We start from the raw sequence: 15,851 nt of genomic DNA on the forward strand, positions 1-15,851 counted from the left end.
GATCTGAACGGGCAGGGGGGGGAGCGCTGATTTTACCCGGTTTGGCTTTCATCCGGGCGTATCAGAAACGCCTGCGACAAACGCCGGGCTTGCAACGCTGGCCATTGCCGTCATAAACGGCAGAAACGCAATGAGTGCAGGCCGTATGACCGAAGACGCCCGTAAAATCCCGACCCACGAGGTCACCTACGCCCGCCTGCGCGACATGATCCTGTTTGGGGTTTTGCAGCCGGGCCAGCCTGTGACGATTCAAGGCCTGACCGCCGGGCTAGAGGCTGGGATGACCCCGGTGCGTGAAGCCATCCGCCGCTTGGCGGCCGAAGGCGCATTGCTGCCGCAGGGCAACCGCCGCGTAACCGTGCCGCGCCTGAGTGCCGCGGATCTTGATCAAGTTGCCTTCGCCCGCTTGACCATCGAACCGCATTTGGCTGGCCTTGCCGTGGTTACGCCTGCGTTGATCGAAAAACTGGAAATGCTGGATACCGCCGTCGATGCGGCGATAAGCGCCGACGATGTCTCTGGCTATCTGAAAAGCAACCACGCCTTCCATTTCGCTTTGTATGAGGCGGCGGGGGCGGGGGTGCTGTTCGACATGGCGCGCTCGCTTTGGCTGCGCTTTGGTCCCAGCTTGCGGGTGGTTTCGTCGCGCAGTGGCGCAACCAGCCTGCCGGATTCGCACAAAGAGGCCTTAGCTGCCATGCGGGCAGGCGATGCCGCTGGCCTGTCCGCCGCGATGCAGCGCGACATTGCGCAGGGCGTTGATCAGGTCCGCGCGGCCTTGCAGCGCGGTGAAATTTAGGCCTGGAACGCCGTCTCGAGATAATTTGATCAAATTTCTTGAACGCCGCTGCATTTGATCATATCCTGATCCAAAGGCCACCGGATTCGGGCATGGCCGCGCGTATCAAGGGGATCATGCGATGAACAAAATCACCAACCACATGCCGACGGCTGAACTTCAGGCGCTGGATGCAGCCCACCACATGCACCCGTTCACCGCCAACACCGCCCTTGGCAAAAAGGGCGCGCGGATCATGACGCAGGGCAAAGGCGTCTGGCTGACCGACAGCGAAGGCAACAAGATCATCGACGGCATGGCCGGTCTGTGGTGTGTCAACATCGGCTATGGCCGCCCGGAACTGGGCGAAGTCGCCAAGCGGCAGATGGATGAGCTGTCCTATTACAACACCTTCTTCCAGACCAGCCATGTGCCGGCCATCGCTTTGGCCGCCAAGATCGCCGAACTGGCGCCTGCGGGCATGAACCATGTGTTCTTTGCAGGCTCGGGATCTGAGGCCAATGACACCAACATCCGTCTGGTGCGGCGCTATTGGGATATCAAGGGCCAGCCGGAAAAGCGGGTGATCATCGCGCGGACGAATGGCTATCACGGCTCCACCATTGGTGGTGGGTCGTTGGGCGGGATGTCGGGCATTCATGCCCATGGCGGCAAGCTGGCCGGGATCGTCCATATCGGCGAGCCGAACTATTGGGATCAGGGCGGCGACATGACGCCAGAGGCCTTCGGGCTGATGCGGGCGCAGGAACTGGAAGCGATGATCCTGAACCTTGGGGTCGAGAATGTCGCGGCTTTCATCGGCGAACCTATTCAGGGCGCGGGCGGGGTGATCGTGCCGCCGTCAACCTATTGGCCGGAAATTCAGCGCATCGTTGACAAATATGGCATCCTCCTGATCGCGGATGAGGTGATCACCGGGTTTGGCCGCACCGGGAATTGGTTTGGCAGCCAGACTTTCGGCATCAAGCCACATATCATGACCATCGCGAAGGGGCTCAGTTCGGGCTATCAGCCGATTGGCGGCTCGGTTGTCTGCGATGAGGTGGCGGCGGTGATCGGCACCGATGAGTTCAATCACGGCTACACCTATTCCGGCCATCCGGTCGCGGCGGCGGTGGCGTTGGAGAACCTGCGGATCATTCAGGAAGAAGGCATCGTCGAGCACGTCCGCGATGTGGCGCATCCCCATCTGGCTGCGAAATGGGCGGCGCTGGCGGATCATCCGATGGTGGGCGACGCGCAGTTGGTGGGGTTGATGGGATCGATTGCGCTGACCCCGAATAAAGAGAAGCGGGCGAAGTTTTCCAGCGAGACCGGCACTGTCGGCTATCGTTGCCGTGAGCGGTGCTTTGCCAACAATCTGATCATGCGGCATGTGGGCGATCGGATGATCATCGCGCCGCCACTGGTGATCACGCCGGAAGAAATCGACGTGTTGATCGCGCGGGCGAAGACCAGCTTGGATGAATGCTATGCGGGTCTTAAGGCAGACGGGTTGTTTAAGTGATCTGAGGCTGGTTTTGAGCGGAATTGGGGCGGGGCTGAAAGGCTCCGCCCTTTTCTTTGGGGTGTCCCCGCGTGGACAGATTTGGTTGTGCTGTGTTATCAATAGGTTGAATATTTATGTTTAGGATTTGTTCATCTGTGTCGCAGGCCATAGGCGCGACTGGGTCAGGATGTGGCCACGATTTTTCTCAAAAATCGGAACCGGCTCTGGATGTTCTGCGGGGACGGTTCTTGGGGTTTGTGTCTAAGCGCCGCGCGGGAATGTTTAAGCCAGTATGAAATCGCTGGGGTGGGGATTGTTTGGGCTGGTGGGGGATTGCTGGAACGCGGTTCAACGCCACCAGCGCAAGCCGTGCGGATTTCCTTTTCGGTCTGGCTGCGCTTGAGTTTGCCCGCCTGCTCGCCTATTCCTTTAGCAACGGTATAAAGGATGGTTTTCCCATGCGGATTCACAGTGACTTGGCTGACACGATCGGCAACACCCCGCTTTTGAAGCTGAAACGTGCGTCAGAGATCACCGGCTGCACGATCTTGGGCAAGTGTGAGTTTCTTAATCCCGGCCAATCGGTGAAGGATCGCGCGGCGCTTTACATGATCCGCGATGCGGTCGCCAAAGGCCAGTTGCAGCCGGGCGGCACGATTGTGGAAGGGACGGCGGGCAACACCGGGATCGGTTTGGCGCTGGTTGGTGCGAGCATGGGATTTCGCACCGTGATCGTTATTCCTGAGACGCAATCGCAGGAAAAAAAGGACATGCTGCGCTTGGCGGGTGCCGAATTGGTGCAGGTGCCGGCGGCACCCTACAAGAACCTGAACAACTATGTGCGCTACTCGGGCCGTCTGGCGGAAGCTTTGGCGCGCACCGAGCCGAATGGTGCGATCTGGGCCAATCAGTTTGACAACGTCGCCAATCGGCTGAGCCATGTTGAGACCACCGGGCCAGAGATTTGGGAGCAGACCGGCGGCAAGGTTGATGGTTTTATCTGTGCTGTGGGTTCTGGCGGCACTTTGGCGGGGGTTGCCTTGGCGTTGCAGCCCAAAGGCGTGAAGATCGGTCTGGCGGACCCGGAGGGGGCGGCTTTGCATGCGTTCTACACCACGGGTCAGTTTGACAGCCCCGGAAACTCGATCACCGAAGGCATCGGGCAGGGCCGGATTACCGCCAATCTGGAAGGCTTCACCCCCGATTTCAGCTATCGCATTCCGGATGTCGAGGCTTTGCCTTTGTGCTTTGAGATGCTGGAGGAGGAAGGCATTTGTCTGGGCGGATCATCCGGTATCAACATTGCAGGGGCGGTGCGGATGGCGCGCGAGATGGGGCCGGGCCATACCATTGTCACCATCCTATGCGATTATGGTAACCGCTATCAGTCCAAGCTGTATAACCCGGCGTTCCTGAAGGAAAAGGGTCTGCCAGTGCCGAAGTGGCTGGATCGCGGGCCGTCGAATATCCCGACGGTGTTTGAAGACGCATGATCGCGCCTTTACTGCGCAGGCTGCTGCTGGTTCTGGTGCTACTGGCGGCGCTGGGGCCGGCTGGCCCAGTCGCTGCCCAGGATGCGCTTAAAGCCGATGACTACAAGACCTTCGACACCACGGTGTCGCAGATTGAGGATGTTGTGGTCAAAGCGCAGGTCGATGACGAACGCCTGAGCAATATGCGCGCCGAGATGGTGAAATGGCGCTCGACCTTTAGTGCCGCACAGGGCAGCAATGCCGACCAGATTGCCACCGCGAAAAACCAGATCGCGGCGCTGGGCCCGGTGCCCGCCGAGGGGCAGACCGAAGATGCGATGATCGCCAAGCGGCGTGTCGAGTTGAGCGCCGAATTGGCCAAGCTGCAAGCCCCGGTGCTGACCGCCACCGAGGCCACCACCCGCGCCGACAGCACCATCGCCTCGATTGACAAGCTGATCCGCGAACGGCACGCCGATAAATTGCTGCGCCTGTCGCCCTCGGCGCTGAACCCGGTGAATTGGCCGACAGCGGTGTCGATGTTCCGCTGGATGGGGCAGTGGATCTGGGATGAGACCCGTTGGCGCTTCACGCGGCCGATGAATGTCGACCAGTTGCGCGACAATGCGCCGTTGATCGTGGTTTTGGTGTTGGCGGCACTTTTGTTGTTGGTGCGCGGCGGCCGTTGGATGCGGCGTCTGACCACTTGGCTGCTGTCCAAGACCCAGATGCGCGGGCGCAACCTGATTTCCGGCATTATGTCTTTGGGTCAAGTGGCTTTGCCCGTGGCAGGGGCGGTGTTGCTGTATATGGCGCTGGAGCGGGCCTCGCTGTTTGGGCCAATCATCCTGTCGCTGTTTTCAGCGCTGCCCGCTGTGGTGTTGGTGATCTTCCTGACACGCTGGCTGGCGCATCATGTCTTCCCGGCCGACCCCGAACAGGAAAGCGCTATTGGCCTTGGGCTAGAGGACCGTGCCGAGGGGCGGTTGCAGGCGGTGCTGCTGGGGGTCTCGGTGGCGCTTTACGATCTGATGGCGACGTGGATCGTGCCGCGGGCGGCGAATTTCCTCGGCGGGGCGGCCAGCAATATCGCCGCAGATCGTGCGCAGCAGGTGGCGCAGGCGACCGATGCGGCGATTTCGGTGATCGTGGTGCCGTTACACGTGTTCGCGGCGGTTGCGCTGTATCGGTTGGGCCAGATCTTGCGGCGGCAAAGTGCGGCTGGGCGGAGTGGCGGCGAGGGCGCGTTCCGGTTTGAGCTGATCTATTGGGTCTCCTCTGCCGCCATCGCCATCGCGGTGGTGGCCCCGGCGCTGGGCCTGATCGGCTATGTCAGTGCCGCCAATGCGCTGATCTGGCCTGCGATCAACACGTTGTCGCTGTTTGCGATGGTGGTGGTGGTGCAAGGCTTCTTTGCCGAATTGTATGTGACGGTGGCGCGCACGCCTGAGGCCCGGCACGATGGCTTGATGCCGATCATTGCCGGCCTGGTGATCACCTGTGCGGCGCTGCCGCTGTTGGCGCTGATCTGGGGTGCGCGGGTTGTTGATCTGGTCGATCTGTGGACCTCGTTCCGCTCTGGCGTCTCGTTGGGCGGGGTGCGGATATCACCGACGAATTTCATCGTCCTCGTCGCGGTGTTTGGGGTCAGCTATGCGGTGACGCGACTGGTGCAGGGCGGCTTGAAATCCTCAATCCTGCCGCGCACCTCGCTGGATCAGGGCGGACGAAATGCCATCGTTTCGGGCGTGGGCTACGCTGGGGTGTTTTTGTCGGCGCTGCTGGCGATCACGGCGGCGGGGATTGATCTGTCGGGCTTTGCGCTGGTGGCTTCGGCTTTGTCGATCGGCATCGGTTTTGGCTTGCAGACGATTGTGTCGAACTTTGTGTCGGGCGTGATCTTGCTTGTCGAACGCCCGGTGTCCGAGGGTGACTGGATCGAGGTTGGCACCACAACGGGCATCGTCAAATCAATCTCGGTGCGCTCCACCCGAATCCAGACTTTCGACCGATCCGACGTGATCGTGCCGAACTCGGATCTGATCTCGGGGGCAGTGACAAACTTTACCCGCTTCAACATGTCAGGGCGGCTGATTGTGCCGGTTGGCGTGGCTTTCGGCTCGGATACCCGGCGGGTTGATCAGGTGTTGCGCGAGATCGCCGAGGCACAGCCGTTGGTGGTGTTGAACCCGCCGCCGGTGATTGCGCTGATCGGCTTTGGCGCAGATTCGATTAACTTTGAAATCAGGATGATCCTGCGGGATGTAAATTTCAGCTTGGAGGTGCGCTCAGAAATCAACCATGAAATCGTCCGCTGCTTTGCCGAAAACAAGATCGAGATTCCGTTTACCCAGCAGGATATTCATCTGCGCAACGTCGATGAGCTGGCTGCTGCCCTGCGAGAGTTGCAAAAAATTGGTATTCTTCCGCCTGCGCAAGGAAAACCTGACGTATGACAACTCAACTGCTGTTTCGTGACGACGCCTATCTGCGTGAAGCTGAGGCGACCGTGCTGGCCCATACGCCGGAAGGTGGCATCGTGCTGGATGCTTCAATCTTCTACGCCACCGCAGGTGGGCAGCCGGGGGACAGCGGCATGATCGTTTGGTCGGGCGGGCGGATGCCGATTGCAACGGCGGTGAAGGTTGAAGGCGGGCTGATCGCTTTGGTGCCAGCCGAGGCCACCGCCTTGCCGCCGGTGGGCAGCAAAATCACCCAGCGCCTTGACTGGCACCGCCGCCACCGCCACATGCGGGTGCATACCGCGCTGCATCTGTTGTCGGTGGTGATCCCCTTGCCGGTGACGGGGGGGCAGATCGGTGCCGACAAGGGCCGTCTGGATTTCATGATGCCAGAGCCGCCGCAAGATGTTGCAGCCCTGAACACCGCGCTTAACCTGTTGATCGAGCGTGATCTTCCGATCACAGACTCTTGGATCAGCGAGGCCGAATTGCTGGCCAATCCACAACTTGTCAAAACCATGTCGGTCAGCCCGCCAATGGGGCAGGGCCGTATCCGCTTGGTGCGGATCGGGCAGGGCGCGGCGCAGATTGACCTGCAACCCTGCGGCGGCACCCATGTCGCGCGCACCGCCGAGATTGGCCGGGTTGAGATCGGCCGTATCGAGAACAAAGGCAAACAAAACCGCCGGGTCAACCTGTTGCTCGTCGATTAGGGCATGCCCGCGTTTATCCGCAGTCACTTTGCCCTCTGAGCGCGTTTGCAAAGACAATCGCTGCCTCGGCGGCAGCGTGGATGCATGACCCCAATCGACCGCAACACGCTCTAAACCCCGCCGAAAGTCCCGCAAAAACCGCAGCAAAACCCAAGTTTCCCCCCTTGCGCCCGCGCTGCGTTGCAGGCTAAACACCCGCAACGGATCGGTGGCCGAGTGGTCGAAGGCGCACGCCTGGAAAGTGTGTAGGCGGGGAACCGTCTCTAGGGTTCGAATCCCTATCGATCCGCCATTTTCATTGCTAGTTTCTTGCTGTAAGTTATTGAAAATACGGCCTTATATTGATTTTTAATCGACTGGCTTCAATCCAAAACCATTGAGTGCTATACATTTTGCGCTACATTTTGCTTTACACCTCGTGTTCAGCGACGCATCCTTGACCTACTCAACGAGGTCAGCGGCATCATGGCAATCAAGAAGCGTGGCAAAACTCAGTATCTTTATAGGCGCGTTCCGAAGCGCTATGCGGGTGTCGAGCCGCGTCAGTTTGTCTGGGTAAGTCTTCACACGGACTCGGAAGCCCTTGCCACCACGAAGGAGGTGACCGCTTGGGCCAACATGGTCGAGGGATGGGAAGCGCTCCTCGCTGGGGATAGCAGTGATGCTGAGACGCGGTTCGAGGCCGCGCGGGAGCTGGCATCCGCCCGCGGTTTCCGTTTCATGAAGGTAACCGATGTCGCCAAGTTAGAGCGCGAGGAACTACTGACCCGGATAGAGGCGGTCACGCAGACGAGATCAGGCCCGAATTTGATCGAGGCCGCGGCGATCCTAGGCGGAGCTGTTGAACCGGAGATTTCGGTGAGCAAGGCGCTGGAGCTTTACTGGACGCTCGCCAAGGACAAAACCTTTGGCAAAAGCGAGGATCAGTTGCGCCGCTGGAAAAACCCACGCTTGAAGGCGGTGAAAAACTTCATCGATCTCATCGGCGACAAGGCGCTCGCCAAGATCACTGGCGATGACATGCTTGATTTCCGCAGCTGGTGGATGGAACGGATGGAACTTGAGGATCTGACCGCCAACAGCGGCAACAAGGACCTCGTTCACCTCGGCGACATCTTCAAGACCGTGAACCGGATGAAGCGGCTGGGCTTGGTGTTGCCGCTGTCCGATTTGGCAATCAAAGAAGGCGAGCAACGCCAGCGGCCGCCATTCTCGGTGAACTGGATCAAGGAGAAGATCTTGGCACCTGGCGCGCTAGCTGGCTTGAACACCGAAGCGCGTTGCATTGTGCTAGGTATGGTGAACACCGGATATCGTCCGAGTGAGGGCGCGGGATTGCTGGGCGCACATATCAACTTGGCCGCTAAGGTGCCGCATATTTCAATCGAACCTGCAGGTCGTCAGCTGAAAAGCAAGCACGCCAAGCGCGTGATCCCGCTGGCCGGGATTAGCCTGGAAGCGTTTCGTGAGTGTCCAGAAGGGTTTCCGCGCTATCGCGACAACCCTTCCCTTTCAGCGACCGTGAACAAGTTCATGCGTGAGAACGGCCTGATGGAGACGCCTGGCCACACCCTCTACAGCTTACGTCATGCGTTTGAAGACAGGATGCTCGCCGCTGGCGTCGATGAACGGATCCGGCGCGATCTGTTTGGTCACGCCCTGGACCGAGAACGCTACGGCAAGGGCGCCACCATGGAGCACCTTCAACAGGTCGTTCAGACCATTGCCCTCTGACGCGCGATCAAGCGCGCCCGTGTGATCGCGTCACCCATCGACTCGTCCAGCGCGATCTCGATTTCTAGGCGTTCGAAAAGCGGAAGATAGACCGGATCTGCGTCTACCAATTTCGCCACAGTCAGCAAGGCTGAGCATATCGTCGAAATCGATGCAGTTGGCTTCTTGCAGACGGTGCTCCCACTCCTTGGCGATCCGGTCATAAAGCGACAGAAACCTCGACGCACGAGATACATGTGCATCGCTTGCACTGTCAGATTTGAGTGCCTTCGCAATATCGTCGGTGGCGATACCGCCGCTCTTCATGTGCTGCTGAAAGGCTCGGACTAACCCTGCTAATTCAAGCGTGGAAAGGGGCGGCTGCCCCTTTGTCGGCCGCTCGGCATCAAAAACAAGTTCGACGTCGTGTTCTCTCAGGACGTTGGCAAGTTGCTCAAATCCCTTTCCGTTGCGCAGGCTGTCCGACGTCGTCTCGAACAGATCGGTCTCATACTCGGCGTGGCACTGACGTTTCCATCGCACGCCGGCTATGTAGTCGCCACTAAAGTGAGGAGGTGCCTTTCCGTTGCGATCCAATGCGAAGTGCTCATGGTAAAGCTTTGCGTCAGGATAGTAGAAATCGGGACGGTATTGCTGATGGTCTTGCGTCCTCGTGGGATGCTCGTAATCGCGTTCATATTGGTAACGGACGCCATGAAAAAAGAGCCAGTCAGCAATAAGCCGCTCTTCCTGGCTTTTCACCCATTCACCATTAGCAGTCCTGATGTTGCCACGTCCGTCGTCACGCGGTTGGACCATATCCCTGAGCTGGTCGACAGCACGGCCGTAGACGGTGCGGAAAAGGTCCCACTCATTTCCAAACGTAGGATCGCGCATACGCAGATCCTGCACGATCGCAGCGATCATCTCTTTTTCTTGGGTAGGTGAACCAACCCACCTGGCGACGTCACGGGTCTTTCCGAGAACCTGATTGTGGCCGAATGCGTGGAAAGTCGACACAGTGACCTTATCTAATCCCTCGAACCCGCTCAGGCGCCCATGGACGCGTTGACGCAGTTCCTCAGCCGCCTTCGAGTTAAAGGCTAGCAATAGGATCTCTTCGGGCTTCGCTAGTCCCTCGTGAAGCACGTATCCCGTCTTCGCAACCATGGTGGAGGTCTTGCCTGATCCGGCAGCCGCAACAATTTGAACGGCGTCGTCCATGCAAATGCAAGCATCGGTCTGCTCTTCAGTAAGCGACGATGCCTCCACGGTATCAAAAAAGCTCTTAAGCTTGGTCTTCTGGCCGGCGAGGTGCTCAAGGTTATGCGTTGCGAACTCAGCCAGCAGGTCGCGCAAAATACTCGGTTTCAAATTCAAGGAAATAAGGCCGCTCTCGGAATTAGGGTGAGGATATGCCTCGACGATTCGATGGGCAGTGCTCTGTGGAATCCATCGGCTTCGATCGATCTCCTTCTCCCAGCTCTCGCGCCAAGCCACCACACCGGCTTCGCGTTTTCGTTTCCACTCATCTTCGTTAAAACGCGAAAGTATCGATCCGCCGCTTGGACCCGCAGATTTCTTGGTCTCCGAGCCGAACATATTGCTGAGCAAAGCAACCGCTCCCAAGGCAAGCCATTCGATCACAGGAAAGCGCCAGCCGGTAGCGTTCCTGCGATCATTGAAATCCCATTGATCGGCCACACGTTGCCAATACTCATCAAGAACCCGGACTGGCGGAAATAGCTGGCGTGAAAATTGAGTGAGGTCGTCGCCTTCAATGGCTGCCGTTTAGCAGGGTGCTCCGCAGCCACATCTTCTGAACCCAGCTCATTCATATTATATCGTGCGTGTAGACACCGATAGTCGGCGAATAAATCGCACATATTGACAAGATATCGCATGTGTATTCCTGCTTCCAAAGATTTTTAGGTCGATGTCGTCAAAGATGTCAACCGGCAGCACCTCGATCCAATTTATCATGGAGACGAATATCCCATCGTTTCCAAGCTTCTGCCCCCAAGTGGAAAGACAGGTATCCCAACTCGTCCAGGATCATGAGGTCGAGCTTGGTCAAGCCTTCCGCGATTTGCCCGGCCTTGACCTCGGCCTTTTCCTGTTCGATGGCGTTAACCAGTTCGATGGTCGAGAAGAAGCGGACCTTTCGGCGATGATGTTCAATGGCCCGGATGCCCAAGGCTGTTGCGACATGGGTCTTGCCTGTGCCCGGACCGCCGATCAGCACGACGTTCTGCGCACAATCCGTGAACTCGCACCGGTGCAGGGTTCGGACGGGGGCCTCGTTGATCTCGCTGGCGGCGAAGCCGAAGCCTGATAGATCTTTGTAGGCCGGGAACCGCGCGGACTTCATTTGATAGGCAATGGAGCGGACTTCGCGTTCGGCCAACTCCGCCTTCAGCAGTTGCGACAGCATCGGGATTCCGCGACACTCCCGTCACCTGAGACATTCCGCAAGGCGCGCGATTTTGTGGCCTGGCTCGGCCTTACGCCCCGGCAGCGTTCGATCGGTGGCAAGCAGCGCCTCGGGGTCACGACGAAGATGGGCGAGCGATCGCTGCGACGCCTGCTGATCATCGATGCCAACAGCGTCATCATCAAACGACATGTCCACGCCTCGGCCCTCCCGGGCACATGGCTGGGCGAGATGCTGACGCGCAAGCCACCGATGCTGGTGCGGACAGTTTCGGTGAGTCCCCGAGCGCCGGGTGTAGTCTCCAACCATGGCCGCGCTGTATTGCGCGGAGGTATGACGGCAACGGCGCTGCGCGCCCCGATGGCAGCGTGCCATGCCTCAGCCGAAGAGCCAGCAAATGTTCCGTCTCACGATCAGGAGAAAATATCGCCCTGATACTTGTAAATGATCCGATATGGGATCAATTACGGATGTGACCGCACCGTCTTTCTCCAAAACCGTATGTAAATGCTCCACCCAAAGGCCCACACCATGACCATAACAGCAGGCCATCCCCTCCCTGATACAATCGTTGGATATATGCGGGTATCGACGGAGAGGCAGGATGCAGAAGCGGATGGGCTCGAACGTCAAGCAGAGAGGATCAGGCAGTTCTGTCGAGAAAGAGGTCTTACCTGCCTCTCCATCTACGAAGATGTTGGTTCAGCTGTGGCAGACGGAAATTCGTCGGGGCGCGATGGGCTGATGGACGATCACGCTTGCGAACAACGAAGGTGCTGGTTTGCTGGTCACTGATCTCACCCGGCTTGATCGCAATCTTCTCTCGATTTCTGAGTCGTTGGGAACGCTCCTAGTGCCGCTGTTTTCGATCAGCAATGGCGGTGTTGTTGATCATGTGACGGTGGTGGAACACATCAAGCAAGGTGCCGTCGCCGCGCGAAACATCAGTGAAGGCACTAAGCTGGCTCTGGAGGGTCGCAAGTGCGCGGGGGTTGCTCTCGGTTCGCCTAGCGACAAGTCAGCAGCAAACAAGGCTTCAGCCAAGGTGCGTGCAGAGCGCGCGGAAGAGATCGTGTTTCAGATAGCTGACATGATGAGGGAAGACCCTGCATACGTTGATCTATCAGTGCCAGCGCTGGCTAAGCTGTTGAACCGGCGTGGAGTTCGATCAGGCTGGGGCAGAGAGTGGACGCCTGCGTCGGTCAAACGGGCGCGCAAGGCCGCGCTCGAAGTAATTCAAGCCCGGCTCGGCGATGACGAAGAAGTGGACATTGCGATGGCGTCAGACGTCGACCAAGTTGAAGCACTGAAAACTCCGATAGGCGCAGATACGAAGGCCGCCGTCACTAAGGCGACTGAACCCCAAGCAGCGCAGCAGCCTGACATTCCCGGCTCGGGCGACTTCTGAACATGTCGGCAAGCCATGGCTGATCATAAAATGTTCGGGCTAGCCTTTGGCGCTGAAGATCAATATAGGCTCTCTGGGCGTCCACCCTGCTTGACAGACAGCTGTAGATAGCGCGCCTCGGTCGAAGTGATCATCGCAGTTCTAGTAATGCCGGGCCCCGAAATGATGTCAGCCAATCCGCGTGGGGCGTGACTGGACTACATATTAAGCGCATTCCTGCCGCAGTGAGTTCAGTTTTTCTGCTGGTCACATTCCAAGCTTGACCATAGTGTCATTGGAAACTGATCCGGAGTTAAGGCGGAAAATGATTGAAGAAGCAGTAGACATTGGGGAGGAAATTTCACAGGCAACCGCTCCTGAATTCCGACATTTCCCCTCGGCGCGGTTCTATGCGTCGGTGATCTTTATGTTTTTAAAGTTCTTCGCATTTGTGGTCGCGATATCCTTCGTAACGTCGTCGATATCGTGGCTACCTGACGTTGATTTCAGCATGGAACCGCTGTTACATCATCGTTCAATTATAACACATTCTATTCTTATTCCGGGGATATTGTGCCTGACGTTGCGTCGGTATGTCGCGGCCAAGTTCGCGATAGCCATTATTCTTGCTGCCATAAGTATCCATCTTTTCGCAGATACTTTGTCGCCGCCAATCGGATATGGTGAAATATGGTTTCCGCCTGGCGGAGCCTACGGACTTGGTATTTTGTCGCCTGCTTTCCTCCTTGCTAACGCTTGTCTCTGCGTCGTTGTTGCGATTAAGATATTTCCCGTGACACTTCGGTCGGAGCTGTCAGCTGCCATGCTTCTATCAGGTTTGCTTTATGCTATCATAAACGAGCAAAGTGTTGCATCGGCAGCCTTCATCTTTTTGATGATTGTCGCAATATTTACGTTATTGTTTTGGCGAGGCGATATACCTGATACCCCCAATAAGCTTGTCATTGAGTTCAGAAGCAAACGGAACGCAGAAGTCGCCGCCAATGCTGCGTATGTCCAAGCTGAGCGAGTGGCTTGGCAGAGCAAATCCAAACTTAAGCGTATTCTCATCCAAGCTAATATTTTTGTAATAAGCTTATATACTTTAGGCCGATGGATCCTCATCAATCCGGGAAAGGCAGGAGGTTCCGCTTCGGTGATTATTGGCGTAGTGCTTTGTCTCTACATTGTCGGTATTTCGGGCGACAAATCCACCGGAAATATTTTTGAGGCAGTTGGAAGCGGTGTCTGGAAGTTGCATTCATCTGGCGGTTACATTCTTACTGAGAGCGGCAAATATGTTGCGGGCACTTTAACATCAGAACCTCAGCAGTAAAATGGTCCAATGCGCGCGCGCATTTTGTCGCGCCCACAACCCTTCTATCTCATCACATGGCATAGCTCCGCCCAGTTTAGGCATGTAGGGCTGGAGACGCAGTCGGTAAGGCGAAGGTTTCATTTCTGTGGCGTGCCATGCGCGATTGTTGGGCTGCTGTGAGTGGCAGGCGGGCCGTGTGGGTGAGCTGCGCGCGGGCGGCGGCGGATAGAGTTTCGTGGAAGATAGGGGAACCTTCATCGGTGAAGGTGACGAGGCCGCGGTCGAAGGCGGCGTCCCATAGAGCTGACAGGAGCAGGCCGTTGTCGGGGTTCAGGCGCTCGGCGTCGGTGTCGCAGGCGGCCCAGGGGATGATGTGGCTGGCGCGGAGGAGGGCGGGTTCGGTGATGCCGGTCAGTGGGCAGGTGTGGTTCCAGATTTGCAGCAGGCGGGCGCGGAAGATGTCTTGGCCGATCCGTTCCACGCGCAGCCTTTCAGCTTCGGTTTCGCGGGGCAGGGTGGCGGTGAGGGATTGGAAGGTTTGTAGGGGGGTGGGGGGTAGCAGGGCTTGGAGGTAGATTTGATCTAGGATGGTGTGAAGCTGGGCGAGGGTTGGGATGACGAGGCGAACGGTGCCGGGGCCGGGAATATCCGAGGGCGGGACGGGGAGTTGGGTGGGGTCGGATAGGGCTGCGATCCACGGGCCTTCGGGGTGGACGGCGGCGAGGTAGAGGGTGCCGGGGATGGTGTGCGAGGTGTAGGGCAGCCATGCTCCCTGAATTACCGCAGGGATACGCCAGCCCATGCGATAGGCGGCCTTGTTCGCCTCGGTTTCGATCAGGAATCCGGGTGGGTTTTGTGGGGTCATTTCAATGTGTCCACGCGTGGCGCCTTTTTGGGCTGTGTAAAATCAATGGCTTAATGAGGAGTGTTAAGGTTTTGTTCACCTTTGGAAACCTTTGCCAACTGCGCTGCCGAAATTCCCATTGCGGTTTCAACGGCGTTTGCGGCCCGCAGTATGGTAGCGACATCCAGGGCCTTGAAAGCCAGCTTATACTGATCAAGATAGGCTTCACTTTTCGGTTTTAACCCGTTGCGGTGGGCAACCAACCAAGCCACGGTTTCCGCCTCGACCTCTTGCAAATCATGTTTCAGATGGCTGCGCGCGCTAATATGGCGCACGTGATCTGCCCCTAAATGGCCAAGAAACAAATGCGCCAATTCATGCGCCAAGGTTACAAACTGCACAGGGGGTGCGTGATTTTGGTTCAGCCGAATTTTCCAAACGGGGCGTTCCTCACCTTTGAGCATGACGTTCGTGCGCGAGACTGACCCCGCAGCGCCATCGCCTTTGTCGACATACTCAACCGCAATCTTGGCGCGTTTTATGGCCGTGACAATTTCTGCCATCTGCGCCGCCGAAAGATCGCCAAGGGTCGGGAAAGCAAAGGCGTCAGGCGGCAGGTCATCGCCTTCGGTATCCAGAATATCGAAGACAAAGCCAACTGGCCCCATGACCTGCAATACGATCAAGGGGCGCGCGTCGGGCTTGGGCGTGCGGTTGAATTTTCTGGTCCAATCAGTGGCCGTTGCGGCATGGGTGATGCCGGGCTTTTGCGCGTGCAGCAGCATGGCGTTGAACGGGGCGAAACCGCGCATCTTTGCAACAAATTCCAGAAGGCTGATGAATGAGGCCGAGGTGGCGTAAAGGTTGGTCTGCTGGATTAGTTCGTCGATCAATGAGCGGTTAGTATGCAAAGCAGCTGCATTTTGAATCGCGACACAACGATCCAAGTGTTCTGCGACTTCATCAGGCCCGAATTCATCGAGCGCTAAATAAGCTTGCTCGAATGCTGTCTTGTCACCTTGATGGAGCCTTGCCAGCAAAGTGGGCACCGCATCAAGAACATAAATGCGCGTCGCGTCACTACAGTCCCAATCACCGACGAGGGCATCAGCGACAGATTTTGCGGCGACAGCGACCGAGTCTGAGACCTTCGACCATTGGATGATTGCCATCGCAAGATAAAATTCCACATTGTCGTCAGGCTTGACGGTCATAGCTTC

Annotated in this window: 13 protein-coding genes, 1 tRNA gene and 2 pseudogenes; 11 read left to right on the forward strand and 5 right to left on the reverse strand. The window is 57.7% G+C overall.

Annotated features, from left to right (window positions below; genetic code table 11):
- Positions 1 to 130: 130 nt before the first annotated feature.
- From Q7V03_RS12095 to Q7V03_RS12125, 7 genes are all read left to right on the forward strand, one after another.
- Entirely contained in the window at positions 131 to 799 is a 669-nt protein-coding gene (locus tag Q7V03_RS12095; RefSeq protein ID WP_304925846.1) for a GntR family transcriptional regulator, read from the forward strand.
- A gap of 121 nt (positions 800 to 920) precedes the next feature.
- On the forward strand, positions 921 to 2,306 hold the full coding sequence (locus Q7V03_RS12100) for an aspartate aminotransferase family protein (protein ID WP_304925847.1): 1,386 nt from the start codon (positions 921 to 923) through the stop codon (positions 2,304 to 2,306).
- Between the two features lie 440 nt (positions 2,307 to 2,746).
- Positions 2,747 to 3,781, forward strand: a complete 1,035-nt coding sequence (locus tag Q7V03_RS12105; protein WP_304925848.1) for a cysteine synthase A — start codon at positions 2,747 to 2,749, stop codon at positions 3,779 to 3,781.
- Complete coding sequence (locus Q7V03_RS12110; RefSeq protein ID WP_304925849.1) at positions 3,778 to 6,216, forward strand: DUF3772 domain-containing protein; 2,439 nt, start codon at positions 3,778 to 3,780, stop codon at positions 6,214 to 6,216. Before Q7V03_RS12105 ends, Q7V03_RS12110 begins: the two co-directional genes overlap by 4 nt.
- Entirely contained in the window at positions 6,213 to 6,935 is a 723-nt protein-coding gene (locus Q7V03_RS12115) for an alanyl-tRNA editing protein (RefSeq protein ID WP_304925850.1), read from the forward strand. Before Q7V03_RS12110 ends, Q7V03_RS12115 begins: the two co-directional genes overlap by 4 nt.
- A 202-nt stretch (positions 6,936 to 7,137) precedes the next feature.
- Positions 7,138 to 7,227, forward strand: a tRNA-Ser gene (locus tag Q7V03_RS12120).
- A gap of 173 nt (positions 7,228 to 7,400) precedes the next feature.
- A complete protein-coding gene (locus tag Q7V03_RS12125; RefSeq protein ID WP_304925851.1) occupies positions 7,401 to 8,669 on the forward strand; it encodes a tyrosine-type recombinase/integrase in 1,269 nt (422 codons plus the stop codon).
- Between the two features lie 30 nt (positions 8,670 to 8,699).
- On the opposite strand, the gene Q7V03_RS12130 is transcribed toward Q7V03_RS12125, so the two are convergent.
- The 3 genes and pseudogenes from Q7V03_RS12130 to Q7V03_RS12140 form a co-directional block, all read right to left on the reverse strand.
- Positions 8,700 to 10,295 (reverse strand): UvrD-helicase domain-containing protein, encoded by a 1,596-nt coding sequence (locus Q7V03_RS12130; RefSeq protein ID WP_304925852.1) that lies wholly within the window; start codon positions 10,293 to 10,295, stop codon positions 8,700 to 8,702.
- The gene (locus Q7V03_RS12135; protein ID WP_304925853.1) at positions 10,292 to 10,486 is read right to left on the reverse strand and encodes a hypothetical protein; all 195 of its coding nucleotides are present in this window, start codon (positions 10,484 to 10,486) and stop codon (positions 10,292 to 10,294) included. Before Q7V03_RS12135 ends, Q7V03_RS12130 begins: the two co-directional genes overlap by 4 nt.
- A gap of 188 nt (positions 10,487 to 10,674) precedes the next feature.
- Positions 10,675 to 11,088, reverse strand: a pseudogene (locus Q7V03_RS12140) (ATP-binding protein); the annotation flags it as partial.
- A 12-nt stretch (positions 11,089 to 11,100) separates the two neighbouring features.
- On the opposite strand from Q7V03_RS12140, the pseudogene Q7V03_RS12145 reads away from it, so the two are divergent.
- The 4 genes and pseudogenes from Q7V03_RS12145 to Q7V03_RS12160 all read left to right on the forward strand — a co-directional run.
- Positions 11,101 to 11,370, forward strand: a pseudogene (locus Q7V03_RS12145) (transposase); the annotation flags it as partial.
- Between the two features lie 291 nt (positions 11,371 to 11,661).
- On the forward strand, positions 11,662 to 11,877 hold the full coding sequence (locus Q7V03_RS23875) for a recombinase family protein (RefSeq protein ID WP_370651115.1): 216 nt from the start codon (positions 11,662 to 11,664) through the stop codon (positions 11,875 to 11,877).
- Positions 11,864 to 12,490: a hypothetical protein gene (locus Q7V03_RS12155; RefSeq protein WP_304925854.1), complete on the forward strand. Its 627-nt coding sequence runs from the start codon at positions 11,864 to 11,866 to the stop codon at positions 12,488 to 12,490. Before Q7V03_RS23875 ends, Q7V03_RS12155 begins: the two co-directional genes overlap by 14 nt.
- A 304-nt stretch (positions 12,491 to 12,794) precedes the next feature.
- On the forward strand, positions 12,795 to 13,805 hold the full coding sequence (locus Q7V03_RS12160) for a hypothetical protein (RefSeq protein WP_304925855.1): 1,011 nt from the start codon (positions 12,795 to 12,797) through the stop codon (positions 13,803 to 13,805).
- A gap of 76 nt (positions 13,806 to 13,881) precedes the next feature.
- Here the strand turns inward: Q7V03_RS12160 and Q7V03_RS12165 are convergent, their stop codons facing one another.
- A complete protein-coding gene (locus Q7V03_RS12165) occupies positions 13,882 to 14,652 on the reverse strand; it encodes an HNH endonuclease (RefSeq protein WP_304925856.1) in 771 nt (256 codons plus the stop codon).
- A gap of 50 nt (positions 14,653 to 14,702) precedes the next feature.
- Positions 14,703 to 15,845 carry an ImmA/IrrE family metallo-endopeptidase gene (locus tag Q7V03_RS12170; protein WP_304925857.1) on the reverse strand — a complete coding sequence of 381 codons (1,143 nt, stop codon included), beginning with the start codon at positions 15,843 to 15,845 and terminating at the stop codon, positions 14,703 to 14,705.
- Between the last annotated feature and the right edge of the window lie 6 nt (positions 15,846 to 15,851).

Source organism: Cypionkella sp., from assembly GCF_030652235.1.
In the GTDB taxonomy this organism is placed as follows: Bacteria; Pseudomonadota; Alphaproteobacteria; order Rhodobacterales; family Rhodobacteraceae; genus Cypionkella.